Raw genomic sequence first — 24,793 nt, forward strand, 5'->3', positions numbered from 1 at the left:
CGCTCAGCCGCTGACGGCCGCAAGATCTGGCCGCTCGGGGGATGTCGCCGTGCCGTAGGCGCGAAGGAACGTCCTGACCGCATTGCGGGCGGCACTTTCGAGTTGCTCATCGCTCGGCGTTTGCCCGAACAACATCATGATCTGCAGATCCGCATTCCCGAGAGCGAGGAATTGCCGTGCCGCCACATCGAAGTCCTCGATCTTTAGCGCACCACTGGCGCTCAACCGCGCAAACAGAGCACCGAGCGCGGAAATGATCCGGCCCGGGCCCTGCTGGCGCCAGGTCTCGAAAAGATGCGGATAGCGCTCACCTTCGTTCTGGACGAGACGGCGCAGGAACTTTCCGTCCTGGTTGCAGATGCAGTTCTTGTTGATCCGGATCGCAAAGGCGACAAGGTCTTCTTCCAAATTGTCGGCATTGACCGGAAACGTTGCCAGCATCGAAAAAATCATCGAATTGGCGCGCTTCAGCACGTCGTCTACGACGGCGACGAACAAAGTCTCTTTCTCGCAATAGTGATTATAGATCGTTTGGCGCGAGACATTGGCCTCTACCGCAATCTCGTCGATGCTTGCCCCTGCAAAGCCCTGGCGGCAGAATACATCCGCGGCTGCTTCCAGTATGGAAGCGCGCTTCTTGAACTGGCCGCGCTGGGACGGCCCATCCACTCTCTTTTCGGGTGGCGCGAGATTTTTCATCGCTCTAAGGATAATGCGTCTTGACGTTTTAGACAACACTGTCTAATTTTACACGCGTGTCCAAAATACTTGACACGTCGGTTCGCATTCGCTGACGCTTCTCCCAAGCGCGTCGCGGGTTGCAGCCGCCCCTCATTTGAACCCTTCGAGAGCAACGCGGCGGAGAGACCTAGTCCGCTTCCTTCGCTGCGCATTTATGAGAGATCATCAAAATGACCGCTTCATTCTTTCGCATTGCGCTCATCCTTGGGCTTTTATCAGCCATAGGTCCCTTTGCCATCGACATGTACCTTCCGGCGCTGCCTTCGATCGGCGCCGATCTGGGCTCAGATAACAGCGTCACCCAGTTGAGCCTTCTGTCGTTCTTCATTTCCTTTGCACTGGCCCAGCTGCTTTACGGTCCGCTGTCGGACATGTGGGGCCGCAAGCTGCCACTATACCTGGGCATCGGCATCTTTACCGTTGCCAGCATCGGCTGCGCGCTGGCCCAAGACATAGAAACGCTGATCGCCTTCCGCTTTATCCAGGGCATCGGCGGTGCGGCCGGCATGGTCATACCCCGCGCTGTTGTTCGTGACATGCACACTGGCGTTCAGGCAGCCCGCCTAATGTCGCTTCTCATGCTCGTCTTTTCAATTTCCCCCATTCTTGCTCCGCTGGCCGGCAGTGCGGTCATCGAGTTCTACGGCTGGCGCGGTGTCTTCTGGGCGGTGATGATCGCGGCCTTCATCGGGCTCGTGCTGCTTGCCACACAGCTTGACGAGACTCGTCCGACGAAGGATCGCAAGGGCAGTAGCCTCGGCAGCGCGATGTCTGCCTACGGCTTCCTGTTGCGCGACAGGAATTTCCTGACGCTTACCTTCATCGGTGGTCTCGGGATCTCGAGCTTCCTCGTCTATCTCGCCAACTCTCCATTCGTGCTCATCCAGCACTACGGCCTGACGCCGACGCAGTACAGCTTCGCCTTCTCCGTCAACGCCGTGTCCTTCTTCGCCGTATCGCAGGCAACCGGCTGGCTCGGCGAGCGTTTCGGCCTCGTTCGCGTCATGCGCTCAGCCGTCACCTTCTATTGCCTCGTCATGGTCGTGATGGCCGTCGTAATGGCGGCGGGCATCAACCAGCTTCCGGTGATGGCCGTCTTCCTTTTCATCGGATATGGCTTTCTCGGACTTGTCATTCCAACGAGCGCGGTTCTTGCCCTGGAGGATCATGGTCAGATCGCAGGTACGGCCTCGTCATTGATGGGGACATTGCACTTCGTCATTGCGGCTGTCGCAATGGTGGTGTCCAGCCTGTTTGCCGATGGAACGGCCGTTCCAATGGCGGCAGGCATTGCGACCTGCGCGCTGCTTGCCTTCGTCCTGACGCAGGCAACCCTCGGCCGCCGCGCCGCCGCAGCACCGGCTGAATGACGATTGCGGCCGCGTTCGCAAATGACGCGGCCCATTTCATGGATTAAGGAAAAAGGCGTCGCTTTCGCCTGGGACCAGTTCCAGCGGCCAGATCGTGTTGCGCGCGCCCTTCGGATAAAATTTCGCAAAAGCGGGCATGGTCGCAAGCAGCGTTTCGGCCAATTCGACACCGAGATCGCGCAGCGACATGCGGAAGCAGGTGAGGGCAGGTTGCAGGAATTTGGCGCGTGGCTCCTCACGGAAGCCGATCACTGCCAGATCGCGCCCCGGAACGACGCCTGCCTCGACCAAGCGTCTGTAAAGACCAATCGCCATCAACTCGTAGATCAGGATGATCGCTGTCGGCTTGTTGTCCAAGAGCAGCAATTCGTGTCCGGCCTGGTAGCCACCTTGTTCGCTCGATTTGACGCGGATGACGAGCTTGGGATCATACGGGATACCGTGGCGCTCAAGCGACTGCTGGTAGGCATCGACGAAGACATAGCCGAGATTGATATCGCTCGAAGGGGCTGCGATCGCGATCCTACGATGCCCCTTGGCCACCAGCCGGTCGACCGCCGATGCCGCCACGCCCTCGAAATCAAGATCGATCCAGGTGTAGTTGCCGCCCGATGAGCTTCGTCCGAGCGCGACGAAAGGAATCTTGGCTTTCACCAGAAGATCGATGCGTCTATCGATCCGCTGCGTCGCTGAAATAATCATCGCGTCGACGACGCGCCGCGCCACCATGCGCTTCAGGTACTCATAGGGATCCTCGTCGCTGGGGCAGGGCAGCATCACGAGGTCGAGCTTGTGCCGCGCAAGTACGCTTTGCAGACCGCCGGTGAGGCCGAGAAAAAAGTTGTCGCTATTTTCGACGGTTTCCTTGCTGGATTCGATCATCAATCCGATAACGTTGGTCGTGCCCTGCCTCAGGCTGCGGCCGGACTGATTTGCCACATAGCCGAGCTCTTCGGCAGCCGCCAGCACGCGCTTGCGCGTTTCCTCGTTGACGTCTGGTTTGTCGTTTAGCGCGCGGGAAACCGTGCCGATCGAAATGTCGAGATGCTTGGCAAGCTGTCGGATCCCCTTCATCGGCTGCGCTCTTCCTCCCCGATCAAAACGCGTGATCTTCTCTTATTGCCACAGGAATGCGTTTGCGCAAAGCGGCCGCGGTCCCGCTCCTGGGCGGCAGCGGTGTGCGGGGTAGACGTCAGATCCGGCACGAGATGAAGATGCCGCATCGTTTTCGCGCTGCCAGCCGACGTCTATGTATGCTCCTCATCGCAATTTCCGCAGGCAGACACCCAGCCCCGGCGGCCAGGCCGCCAGGGCTGGAAGTCATCTTGTGGGCCAGATGCTCCGAAATCTCGCCGCCCCGTACGCATCCCCGGCCTCCGGAAGGCCGATATCGCGGCGCAAACGATCTGAGAGCTGGGAGACCTGGTCCACCGTTTGGTGATGCCTCCAGGCGGCCAGAACCAGCGCGCGTGCTGTCCTCCAGACGCCAAATTTCTGGCAGAGTTCATCCACCGTCGCCGAAAGGGTTTCAGCAACTATTACTTGTGCTTCACGCATGATTTTCCGTCCCGGCGCGCTCAAGCAGCCAGGTCCTCTCGAAAGTTAAAAAGACACACGGAGGCGAACGTGGAACACACGTAGTCGTTCGGCGGTCCGCTCACGTCAGGTCAGGTTGGGAAATGCCAAAATGGCGGCAATCCGGGGTTTACACAGCCTCGGAGGAATGTCGGCCCGGGTTGGATGCACAACGCATCGACGTCTTGCGAGCCATCCCGCCTGCGGGGCGTATAAACACGAGAATGGGATTCATTTCACGCCTCCTCTGATTAAATTTGCGAGATGGGCTTATATTTGCACAACGGCGGATGATCGGCAATATTAAATCTTGAATTGTAGCTATCACCGAGAAGTTTGTTGCATAACGGCAACATGGCATCATTCGACACCTCTCGTTCGGCAGCATCGAGCGTGACCTCCGGCGAGCGGCAAAAGTGACACGTATCGAGCGCTGAGGTCAGGGGGTGAAGCTGTCGCGGAAGATAAGTTCCGGAATGACCCTCTCGTAAGCAGGCGGCAAGTCCGGGCTGGCAAGCCGACGCTCGACAAGGTCGACGGCGCGCTGTGCCATGACGACCGGATCCTGGCGGAAAGTCGTAAGCCGGTAGCTGAGCCAGGCTGCCCCCGGCACATCATCAAAGCCGATCACGTCGACGTCTTCCGGTATCCGCAAGCCGAGCGTCTTTCGGACATGATCCATCAATCCGAAGGCAATCAAATCGTTGGCGCAATAGACCGCATCGGGTCTTTCGCCCCGGGAGAAGAGTTGACGCGCGGCATCGATGCCGCTGTCATAGTCGGAATCTATGCCGCGTCCGACTGAGACCGAAGCGCCGAATTCCTCGGCTGCCGCTAAGAAGGCATCCTCGCGCTCTAAAATGCTGGACGTTGCCGACTGCGACGCTGCAACGGCAAGCCGCCGGTACCCCTTGTCGAAGAAGGCCGCCGCTGCATTGCGGGACGCTTCGGCGTTTCCGGCACTGACATGATCCGCATCCGGTTCGGTGCGGCCGATGACCACCAGCGGCTGGCCGTTGCGATGCGCGATATCTACGAAGCTCGCGGGTGGGGATCCGGAAAGAATGATTGTTGCTTCGGCGCGGTGGCCGATCAATATCTTCTGGGCTGCAAGTAGTTCATCCTCGGTCTGGCCGGTATTGATCAGGATCGGGATGCTGCCCCGCTTTATCAGCGCTTTTGCAAGTGCTGCGGCCAGATGGGCGCGAAAGCCGACTTCCGGCCGCGTCGCAACGATGCCGACCAGGCGGCTTTGATTCGCAAGGACGCCGCGTGCCAGATCGTTGACATGATAGCCGAGCTCCTCGGCAGCCTTCTGCACCCGCTCGCGGGTAGCGGGCGCAACGCTTGCGCCTGGAGTGAACGTCCGTGAAACGGCGGAGCGTGAAACGCCCGCAAGCTGTGCGACTTGATCTGCGCTGGCAAATCGCATGCGCTCCTTGCGCTTGGTCTTCTTTCCGTCGTTCGTCGGGCCGTCTTTCATTGGCATTCCTTTATCCACCCGCGAAAGTATGTCTGCCGCCAGGAACCGCTTGATAATTAGCATAAGCACCAAGGATGCAAGCATGCGCCGGCATCACTGCAATCTGCGTTGCACTGGCGCGTGCCGTGTAAAGCAGCAGTAGGTCGTCGTGGTTTGTCCCTCCCGTTGCATCGCCGTGCAACCTGGTTTGGGTTTAGTAAAATGTCCGTTTGACAGCCCGATGACATGCCGCCATGGCCGTGCTGCATTGCAATGTGAATTTGCCTAAGATCGCGCATTTAAAGCTGTTTTCCGCAGCATTTCGTCCGCACCGCCCTCTATTGACAGCAAGAAACGTTTCCGCTTAGTATCGTAAACGTTTACGGGACACGCCGACGAGGAATTGCCGGACGCCGCCGCGGGAGGAAATCGTGACATTGAATGCAGTTCTGTGCGGTTGCGGAGCCATGTCCAAAGGCTGGCTGCGCGCCTTAAAGGAAACCCCGGCTCTAGCTGAAATGATCGAGGTCACCGGCCTCGTCGATGTGAACCTGCCTGCGGCCGAAGCGCTCACCTTAGAGTTCGGCCTGAACAGGGCCTCCATCGGCACCGATCTATCCAGCGTTATTGCAAAGGCGAGGGCGGATATCGTCTTTGACGTCGTCATCCCGGCTGCCCGTTTCAATGTCGTGTCAACGGCACTTAAGGCGGGATGCCATGTGCTGAGCGAAAAGCCGATGGCTACCTCGCTGGCGGAAGGAGCCGCCCTGATCGATCTTGCGGCAGAGACCGGCAAGATCCATGCGGTCATCCAGAACCGACGCTTCATTTCCGGTGTTCGCCGCATGCGCCGTTTTGTCGAAAGCGGTGCAATCGGTGATGTGACCGGGATCCATTGCGACTTCTTCATAGCCCCGCATTTCGGCGGCTTCCGCGAGGACATGGACAACGTCCTGCTTCTCGACATGGCGATCCATACCTTCGATGCCGCACGCTTTGTCGCCGGCAAGAAGCCGCTCGCCGTCTATTGCGTGGAGCGCAATCCAAAAGGGTCGTGGTATCGTCACGGCGCCTCTGCCAACGCCACCTTTGAATTCTCCGACGATGTCGTTTTCACCTATCGCGGCTCCTGGTGCGCCGAAGGCCAGCGTACGAGCTGGGAGAGCCAGTGGCGTCTCGTCGGCTCCAAGGGAATGCTGACCTGGGACGGGGATGAAACATTCCGCGCCGCAGTTGCCGGCGAAGGGACGGGCCTGCTTCGCGGCGTGACGCCCGTCGACGTTCCTGGGCCGGAGCGGGACGAGGAGACGCGCGGCCATGCCAGCGTCATTGCCGGTTTCGTGGACGCCATCCGGACCGGCAAGCAGCCGGAAACGGCCAGCAGCGACAACATCAGAAGCCTTGCCATGGTCTTCGGCGCGATCGAGAGCGCTAGAACCGGCAAGCGCGTTGAAATTTCAGCATAAGGAATGAGATCGTGAGCAATCCTGCAAAATCCATCCGTATCGGAACTATGGTCAGCGCGTCCAAGGGCGGCGCCGACAAGCGCATCGGCCAGATCGCCGATATGGGGTTTGAGAGCTTCGAGCCCTTCTTCTGGCAGACGACCAACGGGCAGGATCTCGCCGAGCTCGGCAAACGCTCCCGCGACGCGATCGGCGATCGCGACATTACAATCTCGACGCTCGGCATGTTCGGCAATCCACTGGAAGAAACCGATATCGACTTGCAGACCCTGCAGGGCTGGAAGGATTGCATCGACAATGCCCATCATTTTGGCGCCACCTGCGTTGCCGGCTTTACCGGCCGCATTCGTGGTAAACCGCTGACCGACAGCCTGCCGCGCTACAAGCAAATCTGGAGCGAGCTTGCCAAGCGCGCCGCCGACAAGGGCATCAAGATCGCCTTCGAAAACTGCGCGATGGACGGCAACTGGGCAACCGGTGACTGGAACATCGCGCATAATCCGGATGCCTGGGAGCTGATCTTCAATGAGACGCCGGACGACAATATCGGCCTTGAGTGGGAACCCTGCCACCAGATGGTCTACCTGATCGAGCCGCTGCCGCAGATCCGAAAGTGGGCAAAGAAAATCTTCCATGTCCACGGCAAGGATGCGACGATCCGCTGGGATGTCATCAAGGAGCATGGCATCTTCGGCAAGGAAAAGTTCGTCTTCATGCGCACGCCGGGTTTCGGTGACAGCAACTGGACGGACATCATTTCGGAGCTGCGTCTGGCCGGCTGGTCGGGCTCGATCGATATCGAAGGCTGGCACGATCCGGTTTACCGCGACGTGCTGGAGATGACGGGTCAGGTCTACGCTCTGAATTATCTGAAGCATGCCCGGGGCGGCGATTTCGTCGCCGATCCGGTTTGATCATACCGCGCCCGGCAAGGAGGATTTTGCCGGGCAGTCGGGGATAACCACAAAGGAGGAGAACCATGGCTATCCGCAAATTCGCAGTTCTGGGCGCTTTGGCACTTGCCGGCGTCTCGCTCTTCGGTCTTTCAGCCAAGGCCGAAGACGTTACCATCAGCGTCTGGTCGCTTGATCGCGACATTCAACCGGCGCCCAATCTCGTCAAGGAATTCAACGCCCAGAACAACGGCATTAAGATCGAGTACCGCCTGATCCAGTTCGATGACGTCGTCACCGAAGCGATGCGCGCCTATGCCTCCGGGCAGGCGCCTGACATCATTGCCGTCGACAATCCGGAGCACGCGATGTTCGCTTCGCGTGGCGCCTTCCTCGATCTGACCGACATGATCTCGAAGTCGACCGTGATCAAGCCGGAGAATTATTTTCCCGGGCCGCTGAAGTCGGTCGAATGGGACGGGAAATACTATGGCGTGCCGAAAGCGACCAATACGATCGCCCTCTACTACAACAAGGATATGTTCAAGGCGAAGGGCCTCGACCCGAACAAGCCGCCGCAGACCTGGGACGAGCTCGTTGAAGACGCGCGCAAACTGACCGATCCGGCTAAGAACGTCTACGGCCTGGCCTTCTCTGCAAAAGCCAACGAGGAGGGCACCTTCCAGTTCCTTCCCTGGGCCCAAATGGGCGGTGGCGGCTACGAGAACATCAATGCCGACGGTGCGGTCAAGGCGCTTGAGACCTGGAAGACCATTATGGACGAGAAGCTTGCCTCGCCGGATACACTGACGCGGGGCCAGTGGGACTCGACCGGCACCTTCAATTCCGGCAATGCAGCAATGGCGATCTCCGGTCCGTGGGAACTCGACCGCATGGTGAAGGAAGCCAAGTTCGATTGGGGTGTGACACTGCTTCCGGTTCCGAAGGCAGGAGCGGACCGCTCGTCGGCCATGGGCGACTTCAACTGGGCGATTTTCGCAAGCTCCAAGCACCCGGCCGAAGCCTTCAAGGCGCTTGAATATTTCGCCTCTCAGGACGACAAGTTGTTCAAGAACTACGGCCAGCTTCCGGCCCGTTCCGACATCACCATCCCGGCGACCGGCGAAAAGCTGAAGGATGACGCTCTCAAGGTCTTCCTCGAGCAGCTGAAATATGCAAAGCCCCGCGGCCCGCACCCGCAGTGGCCGAAGATCTCCAAGGCGATCCAGGACGCAATCCAGGCCGCGTTGACTGGCCAGATGAGCGCCAAGGAGGCACTCGATCAGGCCGCCGACAAAATCAAGGCCGTTCTTGGATAATTCGCACCCAGTCAATCGCTTCGTCTTCTCCCCGCTCCGGGGAGAAGGAGAGTGTCAACCATTTCCTCCCGGCAGGGGCTGTCTTCCGCGAGAGCGCCAGGCAGCCCCGTTCGGAGTTATCGGAGGCCCCATGAAGAGGATACTGATGAGCGTCAAGGACGGCCGCGGTTTCGATATCGTGCTTGTCGCCTTTCCGCTCGGCTTTCTGTTCCTGATGGCGGGTCTGCCGCTCATCTACAATGTTGTGATGAGCTTCCAGGAGGTTGACATGTTCAGCCTCGGGACCTTCTCGCGCCCCTTCGTCGGCTTCAAGAATTACACGGATCTCTTTGCGCAGCCCGAGACGCTGGGGATCTTTTACAACACGCTGATCTTCGTCACCGGCTCGATCGCAGGTCAGTTCCTGATCGGTTTCGGGCTTGCGTTGTTCTTCTGGGTGAACTTTCCCGGCGCGTCGTGGCTGCGCGGTCTCTTCCTCGTGTCCTGGGTCATGCCGGGCCTCGTTGTCGGTGCCATCTGGAACTGGATTTTGTCAGGCGACTTCGGCGTGCTCAATTTCATCCTGCGAGAAAGCGGCATCATCTCGGGAAACATCTTCTGGCGTTCCGACCCGCACTATTCGCTTTTTGCCGTCATTATTGCCAATATCTGGCTCGGCACTTCCTTCAACATGATTCTTTTATCCGTCGGCCTTTCGGCCATCCCCGGCGATCTCTATGAGGCTGCAGAACTTGATGGTGCGAATGCCTGGCAGCGCTTCTGGACCATCACTCTGCCGATGATGCGCTCGACGATCGGCGCCATCATCGCCCTTGGCCTGATTTTCACGCTGCAACAGTTCGACCTCTTTGCCGCGATCACCTCTGGCGGGCCGAACAATTCCTCAAATGTAACGCAATACTGGGCCTGGGACTTGTCTTTCCGCCAATATGATTTCGCCAAGGGTGCCACGATCTCCGTCATCATGATCGTCTTCGTCATGATCGCCTCGATCGTCTATGTCCGCTCGACACGCCATGAGGTGCGCGGATGAGCGATACAAACCGCAACCGACTGATGTTCGCGATCGCCATCGCCATGGCGGCGATCTATCTCTTTCCGCTCTACTGGATGTACATCACGGCGCTGAAAAGCGGCTCGGAGATGTTCGCCACGCCGCCGAGCTTCTGGCCGTCTTCTCCGCAATGGAGCACCTATGCCTATGTCTGGGAGAGCCGGAACATGGGCCGCTATCTCTGGAATTCGCTGGTGATTGCACTCGGTTCGGTGGCGCTCATCACCATTCTCGGCGTTGGCTGCGCCTACGTGCTGGCGCGTTATCGCAGCATCTGGGTGGATATCGGCCTGTTCCTGATCCTCATGCTGCAGGTTCTTCCGGCCTCCCTGATGGTTACACCGATCTTCGTCGGTTTCTCGCAGCTCGGCATGCTCAACTATCCGCGCCTTGCCGTTATCATCGCCATTGCAGCAAAAAGCATGCCCTTCTTCGTCGTCCTCGTCCGCGCCACCTTCATGGCCGTGCCGCAGGAACTCGAAGAGGCCGCTCTTGTCGACGGCAATTCCCGCATCGGCGCCTTCTTCAACATCGTCCTGCCGCTGGCGCGCAACGGCATCCTCGTTAGCGCGATCCTCATCTTCATGCAGGCCTTCGGCGAATTCGTCTATGCGAAATCGATGATCCAGGCAGCCGAGCTTCAGCCGGCGAGTGTCGGTCTCAATTCCTTCATGGGACCAAACACCAACGAGTGGAACAACATCATGGCCTACGCCACGATGTATGTAACGCCGATCCTCGCCATTTTCGTTCTCTTGCAGCGCCGCATCGTATCCGGCCTCACCTCGGGAGCCCTCAAATGACCACTCAGATCGAGCTTGCCGGCGTCAACAAGCATTACGGCGCCTTCCACGCTCTCAAGAACATCAACCTGTCGATTGCCAAGGGGACGTTCGTGGCGCTCGTCGGCCCTTCCGGCTGCGGCAAGTCCACGCTTCTGCGGTCTCTCGCGGGCCTTGAAAGCATCTCTGAGGGCGATCTTAAGATCGCTGGGGAGCTGATGAACAACGTGCCGCCGCGCAAGCGCGACGTGGCAATGGTCTTCCAGTCCTACGCGCTTTATCCGCATATGACCGTCGAGCAGAATCTCACATATAGTCTGCGCATCCGCGGTGTCGCCAAAGCCGAGGCCAAGAAAGCCGCCGAGGAAGTCGCTGCCACTACCGGCCTGTCGCATCTCCTGAAACGCTATCCGCGCGAACTTTCAGGCGGCCAGCGCCAGCGCGTCGCCATGAGCCGCGCCATCATCCGTCATCCGAAGGCATTCCTCTTTGACGAACCGCTTTCCAATCTGGATGCGGCGCTGCGCGTCCATATGCGCAAGGAAATCCGTGCGTTGCACGACCGGCTTCATGCGACTTCCGTTTACGTTACCCACGACCAGATCGAGGCGATGACCATGGCCGATCACGTCGTCGTCATGCGCGAGGGCGTCATCGAGCAGCAGGGAAGGCCGCTTGATCTCTACGACACGCCTGCCAACAAATTCGTCGCCGGCTTCATCGGCTCGCCCGCAATGAACTTCATCCCGGCGATCGTCGGCGCAGATGGCGCAAGCCTGACGCTCGACCTCGGCCCGATGAAGCACCAGTTGACGATTTCCAGCAAACTAGAACCCGGCCGCAAAGTGACCGCCGGCATTCGCCCCGAGCATATCGGCATCACCGGCCAAGGGCAGGGCACCTTCGACGTTCCGGTCGCTGTCGTGGAAACCACGGGTTCTTCGACCTTCATCACCGCGGCGACCGGACCTGAACTTACCATTGTCGAAACCGGTCGCGGAAATGCACGGGCAGGAGATACTATCGGCGTGATTGTCGATCCGCAGAAGCTTCACCTCTTCGATGAGACAAGCGGCGTCAGGATCTGACGCCGCCTTTCAAGGTTCAGCGTCCGCCTTCTATCTTGCGGTGGCGCTGGTTGATGCCATGCTCACCATAGGGATATTGCCCGGGCGTCGGCGCGCTGACCTCGTTAAGCCTGGTGGTCTCCTCAAGTGAAAGCGCAAGGCTGGCGGCATTGAGGTTGTCGGCGAGCTGCTCAGGATTTCGCGCGCCGAGGATGACGGAGGTCACTGCCGGGCGTGCCGCCGTCCAGGCAAGAGCCACCTGCGCCATGCTGACGCCGTGGGCTCTCGCAATCTCCTCGACCACCCCAATAACTGCCCAGGTGCGCTCCTGCGCATTGCGGGCTTCGAAGGCTTCGCCGCCGCGGGTTGGATTTTCGCCAAGACGGGTTGCGCCGGTCGGCATCTGATCACGCTTGTACTTGCCAGTCAGCCAGCCGCCGCCAAGCGGTGACCAAGGAAGCAACCCCAGGCCGGCATCCTGGCAGGCGGCGACGATTTCAAGCTCGATATCGCGCATCAGCAAATTGTATTGCGGCTGCAGCGTGACCGGCCGTGTGTAGCCGCGCGCCTTGGCAATTTCGGAAGCCTTGGCAATGTGCCAGGCGACATAGTTGGAAAAACCGTAGTAGCCGATCTTGCCCGCTGAAACGGCGTCATCGAGAAAGCGCAGGGTCTCCTCGATCGGCGTCAGCGCGTCCCAAGCATGCATCTGGTAAAGATCGATATGCTCGATGCCCAAGCGACGAAGCGAATCGTTGAGCGCCTGGTTAAGATGTCTGCGTGAGAGACCGATATCGTTCGGACCCGGACCCATCGGGAAGCGGCCTTTGGTCGCGATCACGGCCTGCTTTGCCTCGGTCGGCCGCGTCTTCAGCCAGCGGCCGATGATCTCTTCGGACTTCCCAGCGCTATAAACGTCGGCGGTATCGATGAAATTGCCGCCCCAGGCGAAATAATCGTCGAGCAGCTTGAAAGAGGCGGCCTCGTCCGCCTCCGCACCAAAGGTCATCGTGCCGAGACAATAGGCGCTCACGATAGTGCCGCTTTGGCCGAGTTTGCGATAATCCATGTTAACCTCCTGATACATCAAAGCCGCGACACCAAGGGCGGCCACTGTCTCGCATCATCGGCACTGATGGCCGCCGTGCTGCAGCCAACGCTTCTTTTCTTGCGCAGCTGTCGGAAAGGACAGCGTCGAGAAGACCGTCATGAACGAATAGGTTGATCACGTGAGGTAGAAGCAATGCCGAAACGCCGCGAGAGAATGCGTCAGGCGCTTCCATCTTTCAAACGGAAGATTTAGATGAGATTGATCAATATGTGTGAAAAATGAGGCTCCAGTGGAACTACGCCAGCTCCAGTATTTTGTTGCTGCGGCAAAAGCCGAGCATTTCACGAAAGCCGCGCAGCGGTTGAACATTGTTCAGTCCGCTCTTTCGAGTTCGGTCCGGGCGTTGGAACAAGAGCTGAATGCGCAGCTTTTCGTCCGCACAACTCGAAAGGTGCGGCTGACGGCCGCCGGCAGGGCGCTGCTCGAAAAGGCGGAGATTGTCCTTGAGGCAGCGAAGGACGCACGGGAAGCGGTAAGCGCTGTTGCCCAGGCGAAATCGGGCAAGTTGAACCTCGGAACCGTTCAGGGACTGCCGGCATTTGTCGATCTGCCGTTTCTACTTGCCCGTTTTCATAAGCGTCATCCGCATATCGACGTGCGGCTGATACAGGGCGGGGCGGCCCATCTCCTGGAGAAGGTCAGAAACGGCAAACTCGACCTTGCATTCCTGCCCATGTTTGATCCGCCGTCCGACATCGCAACCATCACCATCGCCTGCGAAGAACTGGTCGTCGTCTGCAACAAGGCGCATTCACTTGCCTCAAGCCAGGTTGTTTCGCTTGATGAAATTGCAGCTCATGCCTTTGTCGAATTCGAGCAGGATTTAGGTACGCGCAAAATCATCGATGATCTGTTTTTGACGGCGAATATTGATCGCAAGATCGCATTTGAGGTGAGCGATCTCGGCACGTTGATGGAACTCGTCGGACACGGGCTCGGCATCGCCCTCGTGCCGGAATCGGTCGCCCGCAGCCGGGCACAGATATTGAGTGTTTGCCGTCTGAAAGAAGCAGATGCATGCTGGGAAGTTGTATTGGCTTCATCGGCAACATCGGGCGACGCTCTGCCGAGACGCTTCGAGGAGATCATCGGAAGTGATGCCGCCGGCATCGAAGTTTGACCCGCGCCGAGTGGTGCGTGAATTGGGATACTGTTGAGGCTGGGCGGCCTATGATCGTCTATCGTCATCATGGCCGGACGTGAGCGAGAGGGATGAACATGAGACGGAAATTCGGTTATGCGTTCGGGGCGAGTTTGATCCTGCTCGGATTGCTCTGGATCGGACAAGGCAGCGGGTTCTTCCCGTATCCTTCCTCGAGTTTCATGATCAATCAAAGTGTCTGGATTCTATGGGGTGTCATAGTCCTGGGGATCGGCGGCATAGCTGTCTTCATCACCCATAAACTGCGCGGGAACTGACAGGCTTGCAGGTCAAAACGGCCAACAGAAAGGTCCCAAGCTTACAGAAAACCGACCTTCCGTGTTGAAACGCATGCAGGTGCCTATCACCGGTCACGAAGCAGCCTCCCTGTTATATCAATGACTTCCGATCTCTTACCTAAAGTGTCGGTTGAATGACAGGAACGTTTGCAGGTTTTGACCATGCTTCGAGCTGCTGCGGTTTCGTTTCAAAGTAGTCGTCGAAAAATCCGGACACAGTTCTCATTTCGGCGCCTGGGGTTGCCTATTCAGCGACAATGTTGCCCTGATAGTCGAGGGCGATCGAAACAGCCTTGCCGTCCTTCATCCCCGAGGCCATCCAGACGCCTTTGTCGTTGAGCTTTAGGTCTTTAACCTCCGCGTAGCCTGCATTTTCGATGCGATCCTTTGCCTGGGCTTCGGTGAAGCTGTTTGCACCTGCGACGGGGGCAGTCGGGTTCTTCGTGCCTGGTGTTGCGATCGCGGGCGTGTTTCCGGACGGGGATGGCGCAAGCGTTGCCTGGGCTAGCACAGAGAAGGCGGATGCGCAAAGGGCCGTAGCGGCTAGGATGAACGCGTGCATTGTTGTGTTCCTTTTTGGGATCGCCGAGATCCGTGCAAGGAACACCGGTCAAACTTTAAAGTTCCAGAAATTTTCTGGGCGCAAGCGGTATCTTAAACTCCCAATGCATCCCTATGATTTAACACGCCTTCTCCTGCGGCTGTAACTCATTGCAAACGCATGTCCGTTGATGCCATAAGAGCCAATCATCGTAACCACGAAAAAACCAGCGTCGGCAAGACCATCAACGCGAACAGCACTCCATGGAGATCGTTTTGCTGAAATACGCGGTACTGCACATGGCCAGCTACTATTTCGCGGTGATCTTCCGGCAGGATACTCGCCGTGATGAATTTCGACTTTGACATGCTGGTCGGTGGCAGTTGGGAACACAAATCCGGAACTTCCCGTCACCTGCGGGATTACTGCGATCAAGCAAGGAGGAACTCAACATGCCAAATCCAGACGAATCCCCAGCCGTTCAGTCCATGAAACGGGAGCAGGCCGAGCAGCGCAAGCGATCGCGAAAGGGCGAACTCGAGAAAGGACTTGAGGACACCTTTCCGGCCTCGGACCCCGTTTCGGTCACCCACACCACGGCACCATCTGGAAGAGTGGACGCCGAGGCGGCCGAGCGCGTGCAGCGGCAGCGCGACCCAGAGACGCCCGACGAAAAATCTCCCTTGGCCGATGAAGCTCTCGCAGCAAATCGAAAGCGAAGCGAGGTCAGCCGCGGCGAGATCAAGGCCCTGCGATCAGAAGTTAGCCGCCTGTCAGGTTCCGCAACAGAGCTTGCCTCCGGTACGGCGCGGATCGCGAAAGTTCAGGCGAGAAGCTTTGTTTATGAAATCGAAGAGCATGTAAGGGCAAGGCCGCTGACCGCCGTCGGCATAGTTGCGGCGGTCGCCTACCTCTGGGGCGCTACCCGCTGATGCCCTCTTTGCATCTTCGCTTCCTCTTGAAAGCATCGCGTGGCCGGCAACATTGAGGCCCGCAAGTCTATACTGCTTCCGTTTGCATGATCGTCTCATGCGACTGTGCTGAAGCCTCGTTATCGTCTGGCGGCACGACGGCGCTGATGCCCTTCATTGCCTGTGCGTCGGCGCGCGCTGCAGCTTCGCGAAGCAATGTTGCGAAAACGTCAAGCGATACCCTGTCGGCGCGCATAAGCTGCCGGATCAGCGGATCGCACAATATCTCTGACATGGTCATATCGCTCATAGTTGCCTCCTGATGATGAAAACAATCTAGCCGCGATTGATTACAATCTAATGTAACCGCGACGGCGAAACGATGGCAACAGACCGGCCGTCAATCATAAGCCGCATTCAAGGCCGTCGGATTCGCCCACTCTTTCGTCGATGTCGTTTTTGCAGGTTAAATGCACGGCTGTGCAAAAAATCCTTCGCCCGACCCTTTTGTCATCCCGATGTCACGCGTCAGCGGTAGCTAGCATCACCAGCCACGCGGGGCACGACCGCGAAACGAATGGAGAGGGTGATGAACAGACGCGAGTTTCTTATCACATCGTCGGCCGCAGCAGCTCTGCTGGCTGCGCCGCGTTTTGCCGCCGCAGCAGAAAAGACGATCGATCTCTACAGCGGCTCCGACGCCAACATCGTCGACTTCTGGAACAATATCGTCCGTCCGGCCTTCGAAACGGCCCATCCGGACGTTGCCTTGAAGGTCACTGATGCCGGCGACAATACCGGTCTGCGCGCCATTGCCGATCGAGCCCTGGCCGCCCTCCAGACCAAGACCGATCCGCAGGCAGACATTTTCGAAACCTTCGATCCACGCCTGCCGACGGGTGGGATAGACGCCGGTCTTTGGGTCAAGTTCTCTGCAGAGAACATCGAAGGCTTCGACCGCGTCAATCCGCTGAGCGCCGACAGCGATTATTCGCTTCCCTACCGCGGCTCGCAGGTTCTACTGGCCTACGATAAGGCCAAGCTCGACCCAAAGGATGCACCGAAAACCTGGGACCAGCTGATTTCATGGATCAAGGCCAATCCGGGCCAGTTTATCTACAATCGTCCCGACAAAGGTGGTTCAGGCGGCAACTTCGTTCGCCGCGCTATCCATGAGGCCAATGGCCGCGATCCGAAGAAATTCACGATCGACAATTTCTCGGCCGATTACGCCAAGCAGACCCTGACGCCTGCCTGGGCGATCCTCAACGACCTTGCGCCGTCGCTCTATGAAAAGGGCGCCTATACGGCTGGCAACACGCAGTCGATCCAGCTTCTGGCGCAGGGCGTGGTCACCATGACGCCGGTCTGGTCCGACCAGGTTCTCCAGGCGATCTCGCAGGGCGTTCTGCCGGAAACGACCGGCCTCGTTCAGCTCGGCGACCTTGCGCTTTGCGGCAATTTCTCGCGCATGACGGTGTTTTCGAACGGCGCACATAAGGACGCGGCCCTGAAGCTCGCCGCCTTCCTGCTGACAAAGGAGATGCAAGAAGCGATCATCACCGAGATCGGCGGTTTTCCGGCCATCTCCTGGAACCATATCTCCGATGAACTCCGCCAGAAATATGCCGATGTCGTCCCGGCGACGATCCCCACCTTTCCGAGCGGCGATTGGGAGCCTGCCATCAACGACGGCTGGTACCGCAGCGTCGCGCCGGGCATCAGCCGTAGCTGATGCGCAGGGATTTTGCGCTACCATCGCTGGCGCGCTGCCGCGCACCAGCTGCCACAAACGCTTCGGCAGGGCTTCTCCTCGTCGCCCTGCCGGTGCTTTTGCTGGGTTGGCTGATCGTCTATCCGATCATCGCCGCAGTCGTCGGCACGGTCTTCTTGCGCCAACCGGACGGCGCGACTGTCTTTTCGCTTGCTTCCTACCGCTTTTTCTTCACCGACGCCTATAGCTTGGCCAATCTCTGGCTTACGCTCTGGACGACGCTGGTTTGCGGCCTGCTGCTTCTCGCCACCGGCCTGCCGATCGCCCTTTATCTGCGCTTTTCGCCGGGACGGCTCGCAGCCTATATCCAAGGCCTTGCAATCTTTCCGATGTTCGTCCCGTCGATCATCCTCTCCTACGCGCTTATCCGCACGATCGGTCCGAACGGCACCATCGACATCCTCCTGAACGCGACCGGCCTGCCAAAGCTGCCGTCTCCATATCTGACGCCCTGGGGGCCGGTGATCGGCCTCGTCTGGGACAATCTTCCCCTGACCGTGCTGATGCTTTCGGCCGGATTGGGCAATATCGCGAAAAGCTCGATCGAAGCAGCGCGCGATGTCGGTGCCTCTCCGCTGCGGGTCTTCATTTCGATTATCCTGCCGCGCATGGGCAATTCGTTTCTCGTCACGGCCTCCTTCGCCATCCTCGGCATCTTTTCGTCCTTCACGCTGCCTTACGTGCTTGGCCCAGCTTCGCCCGAGATGATGGGGCCGTTCATGCAACGCACCTTCTCCGACCTCAACGACCCGCTGAATGCTCTGACGCAAGCGGTGATCACCTTCGGCTTCTGCCTGGTGTTTGGGATCTTCTATGTTCGCTCGATCGCGAAAAACCGGGAGGGCGGCCGATGAGTCTTGGTACAACTGCCGGTGCGGCAAGGATCGATTGGGCTGGCATCCTGTTTGCGGCGCTGCTGACCCTGTTCATCGCGCTTCCGCTGATTGTTGTCGGAACCTGGGCCTTTACCGAGGTCTGGCGCTATCCCTCTGTCATTCCGCAGCAGTTCGGGCTGCGCTTTTGGTCGCAGACGCTATCGCGCTCCGACGTCTGGGAATCGCTATTTCTCAGCCTTCGGCTGACGGCGACCGTGACGCTGCTTTCGGCTGTCATCTGCCTGCCGGCGGCTTACGCATTTGCGCGCATGACCTTTCCGGGCAGGAACATCCTCTTCCTGTCCTTTCTTGCTTCGCACGCCTTCCCGAAGTTCGGACTGCTTGTCGCGATCGCCGGCATCTTCCTGCAGCTCGGCCTGATCAGCACATTCTGGGGTGTCGTCCTGATCCAGCTCGTCGGCACCCTCATGCTGATGATCTGGATCCCTGTCGCGGCGTTCCAGAACGTCGACCGGCGCATGGAAGAAGCGGCCCGGGATGCAGGTGCGGCACCACTGCGGGTGTTCTGGTCGATCACCCTTCCGCAGGCCGCACCGACAATCGCAGCGGCGCTTCTGCTCACCTTTGTTGGAACCTTCTACGAAACGGAAGGAGCGTGGCTGATCGGTGCTCCTGAGGTTCGAACCATGCCGGTATTGATGATCACCTTCATCAACAATCAGATCGTCGTGCAGTACGGCGCAGTCCTGTCGGTCATGTTGTGGGTGCCGTCCTTCATGGCGCTGACGTTTGCCCGCCGCATCGTTGGAACGGGCGCCTTTGCCCGCGGCTTTGGCGCGTGACATGCGGATCCGGCATGACCCTAAGAAAGGCTTGAGATGGCACGCTTGACGATCAAAGAGATTTCGAAGGCCTTCGGCGCCTCGTTCGCGGTGCGCGATTTCTCGCTCGATGTCGATGATGGCGAGCTCGTCTGTCTGCTCGGACCATCGGGCTCCGGCAAGTCGACGCTTCTTCGCATGATCGGCGGTTTCGAACGACCGAGTGCAGGTTCAATTCTCATCGACGCCAAGGATGTCACGACACTTGCGCCGGAGAAGCGCCCGACAGGCATGGTGTTTCAAAGCCATGCGCTCTGGACGCATATGGACGTCTTCAACAACATTGCGTTCGGGTTGAAGATACGCAGGCTGCCGAAACCCGAGATCAGGCAGCGCGTTGAAAGTGCGCTCGCGCTTGTCGGCCTTTCTAACTACGGAAAGCGGATGACGACACAACTTTCGGGCGGGCAGCAGCAGCGTGTGGCGCTGGCGCGCTCGCTCGTGCTCGAGCCGAAGATCCTGCTGCTCGACGAGCCCTTTGCCAGTCTCGACCAGCATTTGCGCGAGCGCCTGCGGGAAGAGGTGCGCGACATCCAGCAGCGCCTCGGCATCACGACCCTGTTTGTCACTCATGGGCAGGACGAAGCGCTGGCGCTTGCCGACCGGATTGTCGTCATGCGGGATGGCGGCACCGAACAGATCGCACCGCCGGACCTCATCTACCGCGAACCGAAGACCGAATTCGTGGCAGGTTTTATCGGCTCCATGAATTTCGTTCGCGTGAAGATCCGCAACGGGATCATTGAACATCCGGATTTTTCGCTTGCAGTTCCGGTCGCAGACGGCGATCTCATGCTCGCCTTCCGCCCGGAAGCGCTCTCGCTCCGCCCGTCAAAGAAGTCAGGCGCCGGCATCGTGCATCGCAGCATCGATTTCGGCACTCACAGGATCGTCGATATCGACCTTGCGGACGGCACACGGCTCAAGGTCATGACGCCACCGGATGTCGATTGGACAAGGGGCTCTCTTGTGGAACCGGTAGCCAACGCCTATTTCGCCTTTCGTGAGAACAAGCTCGTCCATCGGTCGGCCGCCGCCGGCGAGCTGCAAACCGATCGGATGCTCGGACATGTCTGACCGCAGGGGGATTGCCGTCGAAACAGGTGCGCACCGGACATGGCTGAAATGGCATCGTGGCCATCGCTTTTCCGGCGACATCTCATTCACGCGCCGGCGGATTGCCGAAGGCATGTTGCTCGGCGCCAGCGTCGAGATTGATCTCATTCGTTTTTGCGGCGAAGGTTTTGCGGTTCTTCACGATGAAACACTTGATCGGGCCACGACGGGCACGGGCCGTGTCCTGGATGCTTCGCAGGAGTATCTGCGTGGCTTGCAGCTTCGCGATGATACTGGCGTGCCGGCAGATCACCCGGTGATGCTGATCGACGATCTCGGGCAGCTTCTTCTTGCGGGCGAATGCGATGAAAATGCCGTCCTGCAGCTGGATCTCAAGGAGGCGTCGGCGAGTATCCGCGACGTGGATATCACCGCCTTTGCCGCAGCAATGTCGCCGGTCGCACGGTCGGTCATTCTGTCTGGGGGCGATGCTGGAGCCGTCGAACGGCTTTCCGGCGCGGTTCCCGACATGCCGATCGGCTATGACCCTTGTCACGACGGGGCGATTGAGCGCTTGATCGAAAGCCGCGACTTCGCAGGTTTCGTGGAAACAGCGCTGAAGGCATCGCCGCGCGCACGGATGTTCTATCTATACTGGGAACTGGTGCTCTTCGCCGACGCTGAAGGTTATGACCTCATTGGCGCCTTCCATCGTGCTGGCCGCCGCGTCGATGCCTATACCATCACGGCAGCCGTTCCCGAAGTCTTGCCGAAGGTTCGACGGCTTCTTGCGCTGAAAGCGGATCAAATCACCACCGACGATCCGGTCGGGCTGGAAGCGCTTCTGGTCAAGCACCTGTAAGTCGAGCTCAGTTAAACCCCTGGACAAGCCACGGGTGGATCGCGCTATTTGCGGCAAGGATATCGCCGTTTGCCGTGACCGGCCCGCCGGAAAAGGCCGAAACCTGTCCGCCAGCCTCTTCGACCAGAAGGACCGACGCGCCATAATCATGCAGCGACAATCCGTCTTCGAAGAAGCCGTCCAGCCGTCCGCATGCCACATAGGCAATGGAAAGTGCTGCTGAGCCCAGCCGCCGCACACCTGCCGTATTGGCCATCAGCCGCCTAAGCGCGGTGAAGTAGGTGTCCTCGCTGACGGCTTTCACTTGTCCTGGAACGGGCAGTCCAGCACCGATCAGGACGTTTTCGATTTCGGCATTCTCGATGCAGCGGATCGGCTCGCCGTTCAGATAAGCGCCTCCGCCAGTCTCCGCACTGAACAGTTCATCCTGCATTGCATCATAGACGACGCCGGCCACGATGCGGCCACCTTCGGCGATCGAAATGGTCATGCCGAAATGCGGAATGCCCCAGGCGTAGTTTGTCGTGCCGTCGATCGGGTCGATATAGATGACAGGTGTGCTTGCCTCGGCATCACGATTGCCGACGGCCTCCTCTCCTTTGATCGCGTAGGTAGGAAAGGCTTTCGCCACCTCATCGACGATGATCCGCTCGACCGCCACGTCGATTTCCGTCTGGTAGTCACGCGGTGCCTTCGACACGATCTCGCTCACCAGCCGCCGCTTTAGCGACCTGCGGGCGGTTTGCCCCGCTTTCAGTGCCGTATTTGCGAGAAGCAAAAGGCGTTGCGAGGCCGCCGGTGATAAGCGGGTGGAGACTGAAGACGAGGTCATGAAGAATTCTTATGGAAAGGATGCGGACGTCTTTGCAAGAAAGCTTTCGCAGAGACGCATGAAGTTTTTGTGACGCAAGAGGGCAGGGATGCAGACAGGATTGTGTTCCGGCAAACAAAAATAGCCGGGACGCCGCACTCGTCCCGGCTAACAAAGGCTCTGTCAACGCGCCGTTTCAGATGCCGATCTTGCCGCCGCCAATCTTGGTGATGGCAAGTACAGACGGGCGCACTGGCATGTCATCCTTGAAGTCTGGCCATCTGGTGGAAAGATCCTCGTAATAGGATGGGCGGCCATGGCCTGACCAGTCATCACCGCCGTCGCCGGGATGCTGCACGGCGACGAAAGCCGTTTCGTCATCCGGGGCAAAGAGCGGGCCACAGAGCTCGGCACCGACGGGGACGCGGAAGAAAAGGCGAGAGGTGGCGCGGGCGTCCCCCTCGGTGTCGACAGCCCAAAGGCCGTCAGTGCGGCCGGTGGCCTTGTTGTTATTGCCGTCCGTTGCGACCCAAAGACGGCCGGCCGAATCGACGGCGCAGTTGTCCGGCATGCCGAACCAGCCGTTCTTGGAAGTTTCGGTCGAGAAAGTCGCGCCGACTTCGGCAACCGAAGGATCGCCGCACTTCAAGAGAACTTCCCATTTGCCTGAAGTTGCTGAGAAATCGCCGCCATCCTCGGTGATCTCGATGATGTGACCGAAGGCGTTGTCGGGGCGGGGATTTGCGGCGTCCACCTGATCGGCCTTGCGCTTGCTGTTGTTGGTCAGCATGACGTAAACCTTGCCGTTGACGGCGTTCGGTTCGATGTCTTCCGGCCGGTCCATTTTCGTTGCGCCGACAATGTCGGCGGCGCGACGCGTCTCGATGACAACATCGGCCTGGCTGGCAAAGCCGTTTTCGGCCGTCAGCGGTCCCTGGCCGAAGATGAGCGGCAGCCACTGCAACGTACCGTCCTCGGCAAATTTGGCCACGTAAAGCGTTCCCTCATCGAGTAGATCGAGATTGGCGGCACGATCGCTCGCATTGAACGTTCCCGACGTCACAAACTTGTATACATAGTCGAAGCGTTCATCGTCGCCGAGATAGAAGACAACATGGCCGTCCTTGCTGACGATCGATGCCGCTCCCTCATGCTTGGTACGGCCAAGAGCAGTGCGCTTCTTCGGGGTCGCGGCCGGATCCATGACGTCGACTTCGACGATCCAGCCAAAGCGATTCGCTTCGTTCGGTTCCTTGGAGAGGTCGAAGCGGTCGTAATAATTGGCCCAATCGTAACCGCCTTCCGGCACGCCGTAGCGCTTGTAATTGGCGGCTTCCTTATGGCCTTCCGGCAGTTCGCCGGAGAAATAGCCGTGGAAATTTTCTTCAGCCATGATGTAGGTGCCCCAAGGGGTCACGCCGCCGGCACAGTTGTTGAGCGTGCCGATGACGCGCGTGCCGGTGGCGTCCGCCGAGGTCTTGACCCGCTCATGACCGGAAGCCGGGCCAGTAAGCTGCATTTCTGTGGTAGAGGTGATGCGGCGGTTGTAGCGGCTTTCCGGAACGACCTTCCACTTTCCGTCGACCTTGCGGATCTCGACGATTGTGCCGCCATGCGCGGCCATTTCGACGTCGACCTGTTCCTTGCTGAGCTTGCCCTGGGAGATTTTCCCGTCGACGATCTTGACGATGCCGGGAAACATCAGGTGCGGGTTCGTATATTCGTGGTTTACGACAAGCAGCCCGTGGGTCGAAGAACCTTCAAGCGGGATGAAGCCAACATAGTCGTTGTTGTAGCCGAATTGCCGGCGCTGGGCTTCTGCCGTCTGCTTGGTCGGGTCGAAGGCCGGTGCGTCGGCAAAGAGCGCGTCGCCCCAACGCAAAAGGACGTCGGCGCTGTAGCCTTCGGCGACGTGATGGTTGGCATCCACGCCGGCCTCGACTTCCGGGAAGGAGAAGGCAGAAGCGCCATTCGCGCGCGCCTTTTCCGCCGTCATCAACGCCACTGGGCTGACGGTCGCGGTAATGGCGGCAACGGCAAGCGAACCCTGGAGGAAACTACGGCGCGAAAAGCGCTTGCTGATGATTTCGCCCATGGTCGGATTGAGGCTTGAATTGTGGCCTTCGCCATCTGCATCTTCAAGCTGCGTCGTGGGGAATATCTTTTGAGAAAGATGTTCATTCATGGGACTGGCTCCAAAGTTGAAAACGGCCCCCTAGTTTTTGGAGCCATTCTAAACTTAGGGCTGGGATATTACGGAAATGCGACAATTTCCTTGCCGCTCGCTCGTAACCCGTCGTGGTCGGATAAATTTAATGCCGCGTCATTTTATGCCAGTTCTGGACATCCTTCGCCGTAATCCAGATGCGGCCATCGAAGGCGATCTCGCCATGATCGAATTTCCAGCTCGCAATAAGTTCGAGTACGCTCAGATCCTGCGGCAGCCACCGTGGGTCAGGCGCAGCCTGAACACCAGCAAGCGCATCTTTCGTCACACACACGGCTTGATGCGTGTCGTCGGCCTTCATGACGATAAGCGCATCGTTGCCGATCAGGTTGAACGTAGCCGGTAAAGCGACAAGCTGCATTTGCAAACTCCTTGGAGAAGATATCCAGCCCAAGCGCCGCGCCCCTGAACCTGCAAAGCCGGCCACGCGACGTGCTGCCTTGCTATCGCGGAAAAGCAGCGCCCCATCGATAGGCCGGCATGGTTAACGAAAGGTTACCGGCCCCCAGCCCGTAGGGCGCCAACAGGGCCAAATTTCGTCGACAACTCCCTTATCCACAGCAGGAATTGCAGGCCGGGCTTGCTTTTCTCGAACGCCGAGGCTGAGATAGTGG

At 58.9% G+C, this 24,793-nt stretch carries 25 protein-coding genes; 15 read left to right on the forward strand and 10 right to left on the reverse strand.

Annotation, left to right across the window (positions count from 1 at the left end; genetic code table 11):
• Nucleotides 1-3 precede the first annotated feature (3 nt).
• Nucleotides 4-735, reverse strand: a complete 732-nt coding sequence (locus A3C3_RS0126940) for a TetR/AcrR family transcriptional regulator (protein ID WP_028740037.1) — start codon at nt 733-735, stop codon at nt 4-6.
• Between the two features lie 176 nt (nt 736-911).
• On the opposite strand from A3C3_RS0126940, the gene A3C3_RS0126945 reads away from it, so the two are divergent.
• Nucleotides 912-2,111 carry a multidrug effflux MFS transporter gene (locus A3C3_RS0126945; protein WP_022717684.1) on the forward strand — a complete coding sequence of 400 codons (1,200 nt, stop codon included), beginning with the start codon at nt 912-914 and terminating at the stop codon, nt 2,109-2,111.
• Nucleotides 2,112-2,147: 36 nt separating this feature from the next.
• On the opposite strand, the gene A3C3_RS0126950 is transcribed toward A3C3_RS0126945, so the two are convergent.
• The 3 genes from A3C3_RS0126950 to A3C3_RS0126960 all read right to left on the reverse strand — a co-directional run bounded on the left by A3C3_RS0126950 (nt 2,148) and on the right by A3C3_RS0126960 (nt 5,169).
• Complete coding sequence (locus A3C3_RS0126950; RefSeq protein WP_022717685.1) at nt 2,148-3,185, reverse strand: substrate-binding domain-containing protein; 1,038 nt, start codon at nt 3,183-3,185, stop codon at nt 2,148-2,150.
• 246 nt (nt 3,186-3,431) lie between these two features.
• Entirely contained in the window at nt 3,432-3,668 is a 237-nt protein-coding gene (locus A3C3_RS47320) for a YjiS-like domain-containing protein (RefSeq protein ID WP_028740038.1), read from the reverse strand.
• A 457-nt stretch (nt 3,669-4,125) separates the two neighbouring features.
• A complete protein-coding gene (locus tag A3C3_RS0126960; RefSeq protein ID WP_028740039.1) occupies nt 4,126-5,169 on the reverse strand; it encodes a LacI family DNA-binding transcriptional regulator in 1,044 nt (347 codons plus the stop codon).
• A 410-nt stretch (nt 5,170-5,579) separates the two neighbouring features.
• Here A3C3_RS0126960 and A3C3_RS0126965 point away from each other — a divergent pair, with 410 nt between their 5' ends.
• From A3C3_RS0126965 to A3C3_RS0126990, 6 genes are all read left to right on the forward strand, one after another.
• Nucleotides 5,580-6,614 carry a Gfo/Idh/MocA family protein gene (locus tag A3C3_RS0126965; protein ID WP_033419828.1) on the forward strand — a complete coding sequence of 345 codons (1,035 nt, stop codon included), beginning with the start codon at nt 5,580-5,582 and terminating at the stop codon, nt 6,612-6,614.
• Nucleotides 6,615-6,625: 11 nt separating this feature from the next.
• Nucleotides 6,626-7,528, forward strand: a complete 903-nt coding sequence (locus tag A3C3_RS0126970) for a sugar phosphate isomerase/epimerase family protein (RefSeq protein ID WP_022717688.1) — start codon at nt 6,626-6,628, stop codon at nt 7,526-7,528.
• Between the two features lie 65 nt (nt 7,529-7,593).
• The gene (locus A3C3_RS0126975; protein ID WP_022717689.1) at nt 7,594-8,826 is read left to right on the forward strand and encodes an ABC transporter substrate-binding protein; all 1,233 of its coding nucleotides are present in this window, start codon (nt 7,594-7,596) and stop codon (nt 8,824-8,826) included.
• A 130-nt stretch (nt 8,827-8,956) separates the two neighbouring features.
• Complete coding sequence (locus tag A3C3_RS0126980) at nt 8,957-9,859, forward strand: carbohydrate ABC transporter permease (protein WP_022717690.1); 903 nt, start codon at nt 8,957-8,959, stop codon at nt 9,857-9,859.
• Nucleotides 9,856-10,683: a carbohydrate ABC transporter permease gene (locus A3C3_RS0126985; RefSeq protein WP_022717691.1), complete on the forward strand. Its 828-nt coding sequence runs from the start codon at nt 9,856-9,858 to the stop codon at nt 10,681-10,683. The genes A3C3_RS0126980 and A3C3_RS0126985 overlap by 4 nt, the downstream gene beginning before the upstream one ends.
• Entirely contained in the window at nt 10,680-11,750 is a 1,071-nt protein-coding gene (locus A3C3_RS0126990; protein ID WP_022717692.1) for an ABC transporter ATP-binding protein, read from the forward strand. Before A3C3_RS0126985 ends, A3C3_RS0126990 begins: the two co-directional genes overlap by 4 nt.
• Nucleotides 11,751-11,766: 16 nt before the next feature.
• Here the strand turns inward: A3C3_RS0126990 and A3C3_RS0126995 are convergent, their stop codons facing one another.
• Nucleotides 11,767-12,798: an aldo/keto reductase gene (locus tag A3C3_RS0126995; RefSeq protein ID WP_022717693.1), complete on the reverse strand. Its 1,032-nt coding sequence runs from the start codon at nt 12,796-12,798 to the stop codon at nt 11,767-11,769.
• Between the two features lie 271 nt (nt 12,799-13,069).
• Between A3C3_RS0126995 and A3C3_RS0127000 the strand changes: the two genes are divergently transcribed.
• Nucleotides 13,070-13,960, forward strand: a complete 891-nt coding sequence (locus tag A3C3_RS0127000) for a LysR family transcriptional regulator (RefSeq protein WP_022717694.1) — start codon at nt 13,070-13,072, stop codon at nt 13,958-13,960.
• 98 nt (nt 13,961-14,058) lie between these two features.
• Nucleotides 14,059-14,259 (forward strand): hypothetical protein, encoded by a 201-nt coding sequence (locus A3C3_RS0127005; RefSeq protein ID WP_028740041.1) that lies wholly within the window; start codon nt 14,059-14,061, stop codon nt 14,257-14,259.
• Nucleotides 14,260-14,524: 265 nt separating this feature from the next.
• On the opposite strand, the gene A3C3_RS0127010 is transcribed toward A3C3_RS0127005, so the two are convergent.
• Complete coding sequence (locus A3C3_RS0127010; RefSeq protein ID WP_022717696.1) at nt 14,525-14,842, reverse strand: hypothetical protein; 318 nt, start codon at nt 14,840-14,842, stop codon at nt 14,525-14,527.
• Nucleotides 14,843-15,273: 431 nt separating this feature from the next.
• On the opposite strand from A3C3_RS0127010, the gene A3C3_RS0127020 reads away from it, so the two are divergent.
• Nucleotides 15,274-15,753, forward strand: a complete 480-nt coding sequence (locus A3C3_RS0127020) for a hypothetical protein (protein WP_022717698.1) — start codon at nt 15,274-15,276, stop codon at nt 15,751-15,753.
• A gap of 67 nt (nt 15,754-15,820) precedes the next feature.
• Here the strand turns inward: A3C3_RS0127020 and A3C3_RS39290 are convergent, their stop codons facing one another.
• Nucleotides 15,821-16,042, reverse strand: coding sequence for a hypothetical protein (locus A3C3_RS39290; RefSeq protein ID WP_022717699.1), 222 nt, complete (start codon nt 16,040-16,042; stop codon nt 15,821-15,823).
• 279 nt (nt 16,043-16,321) lie between these two features.
• Here A3C3_RS39290 and A3C3_RS0127030 point away from each other — a divergent pair, with 279 nt between their 5' ends.
• From A3C3_RS0127030 to A3C3_RS0127050, 5 genes are read left to right on the forward strand one after another with little or no spacing between them, the layout of a single operon-like run.
• On the forward strand, nt 16,322-17,467 hold the full coding sequence (locus A3C3_RS0127030) for an extracellular solute-binding protein (RefSeq protein ID WP_022717700.1): 1,146 nt from the start codon (nt 16,322-16,324) through the stop codon (nt 17,465-17,467).
• Nucleotides 17,467-18,360, forward strand: coding sequence for an ABC transporter permease (locus A3C3_RS0127035; protein ID WP_022717701.1), 894 nt, complete (start codon nt 17,467-17,469; stop codon nt 18,358-18,360). Before A3C3_RS0127030 ends, A3C3_RS0127035 begins: the two co-directional genes overlap by 1 nt.
• The gene (locus tag A3C3_RS0127040; protein ID WP_022717702.1) at nt 18,357-19,184 is read left to right on the forward strand and encodes an ABC transporter permease; all 828 of its coding nucleotides are present in this window, start codon (nt 18,357-18,359) and stop codon (nt 19,182-19,184) included. Before A3C3_RS0127035 ends, A3C3_RS0127040 begins: the two co-directional genes overlap by 4 nt.
• A 36-nt stretch (nt 19,185-19,220) precedes the next feature.
• Nucleotides 19,221-20,300 carry an ABC transporter ATP-binding protein gene (locus A3C3_RS0127045; protein ID WP_022717703.1) on the forward strand — a complete coding sequence of 360 codons (1,080 nt, stop codon included), beginning with the start codon at nt 19,221-19,223 and terminating at the stop codon, nt 20,298-20,300.
• Nucleotides 20,293-21,141: a glycerophosphodiester phosphodiesterase gene (locus tag A3C3_RS0127050; protein ID WP_022717704.1), complete on the forward strand. Its 849-nt coding sequence runs from the start codon at nt 20,293-20,295 to the stop codon at nt 21,139-21,141. Before A3C3_RS0127045 ends, A3C3_RS0127050 begins: the two co-directional genes overlap by 8 nt.
• Before the next feature lie 7 nt (nt 21,142-21,148).
• Here A3C3_RS0127050 and A3C3_RS0127055 read toward each other — a convergent pair whose 3' ends face one another.
• The 3 genes from A3C3_RS0127055 to A3C3_RS0127065 all read right to left on the reverse strand — a co-directional run bounded on the left by A3C3_RS0127055 (nt 21,149) and on the right by A3C3_RS0127065 (nt 24,540).
• The gene (locus A3C3_RS0127055; protein WP_022717705.1) at nt 21,149-21,973 is read right to left on the reverse strand and encodes an inositol monophosphatase family protein; all 825 of its coding nucleotides are present in this window, start codon (nt 21,971-21,973) and stop codon (nt 21,149-21,151) included.
• A gap of 175 nt (nt 21,974-22,148) precedes the next feature.
• On the reverse strand, nt 22,149-24,137 hold the full coding sequence (locus tag A3C3_RS0127060) for a PhoX family protein (protein WP_022717706.1): 1,989 nt from the start codon (nt 24,135-24,137) through the stop codon (nt 22,149-22,151).
• 127 nt (nt 24,138-24,264) lie between these two features.
• Nucleotides 24,265-24,540, reverse strand: a complete 276-nt coding sequence (locus A3C3_RS0127065; RefSeq protein WP_022717707.1) for a hypothetical protein — start codon at nt 24,538-24,540, stop codon at nt 24,265-24,267.
• Nucleotides 24,541-24,793: the final 253 nt, after the last annotated feature.

The organism is Rhizobium mongolense USDA 1844 (genome assembly GCF_000419765.1).
In the GTDB taxonomy this organism is placed as follows: domain Bacteria; phylum Pseudomonadota; class Alphaproteobacteria; order Rhizobiales; family Rhizobiaceae; genus Rhizobium; species Rhizobium mongolense.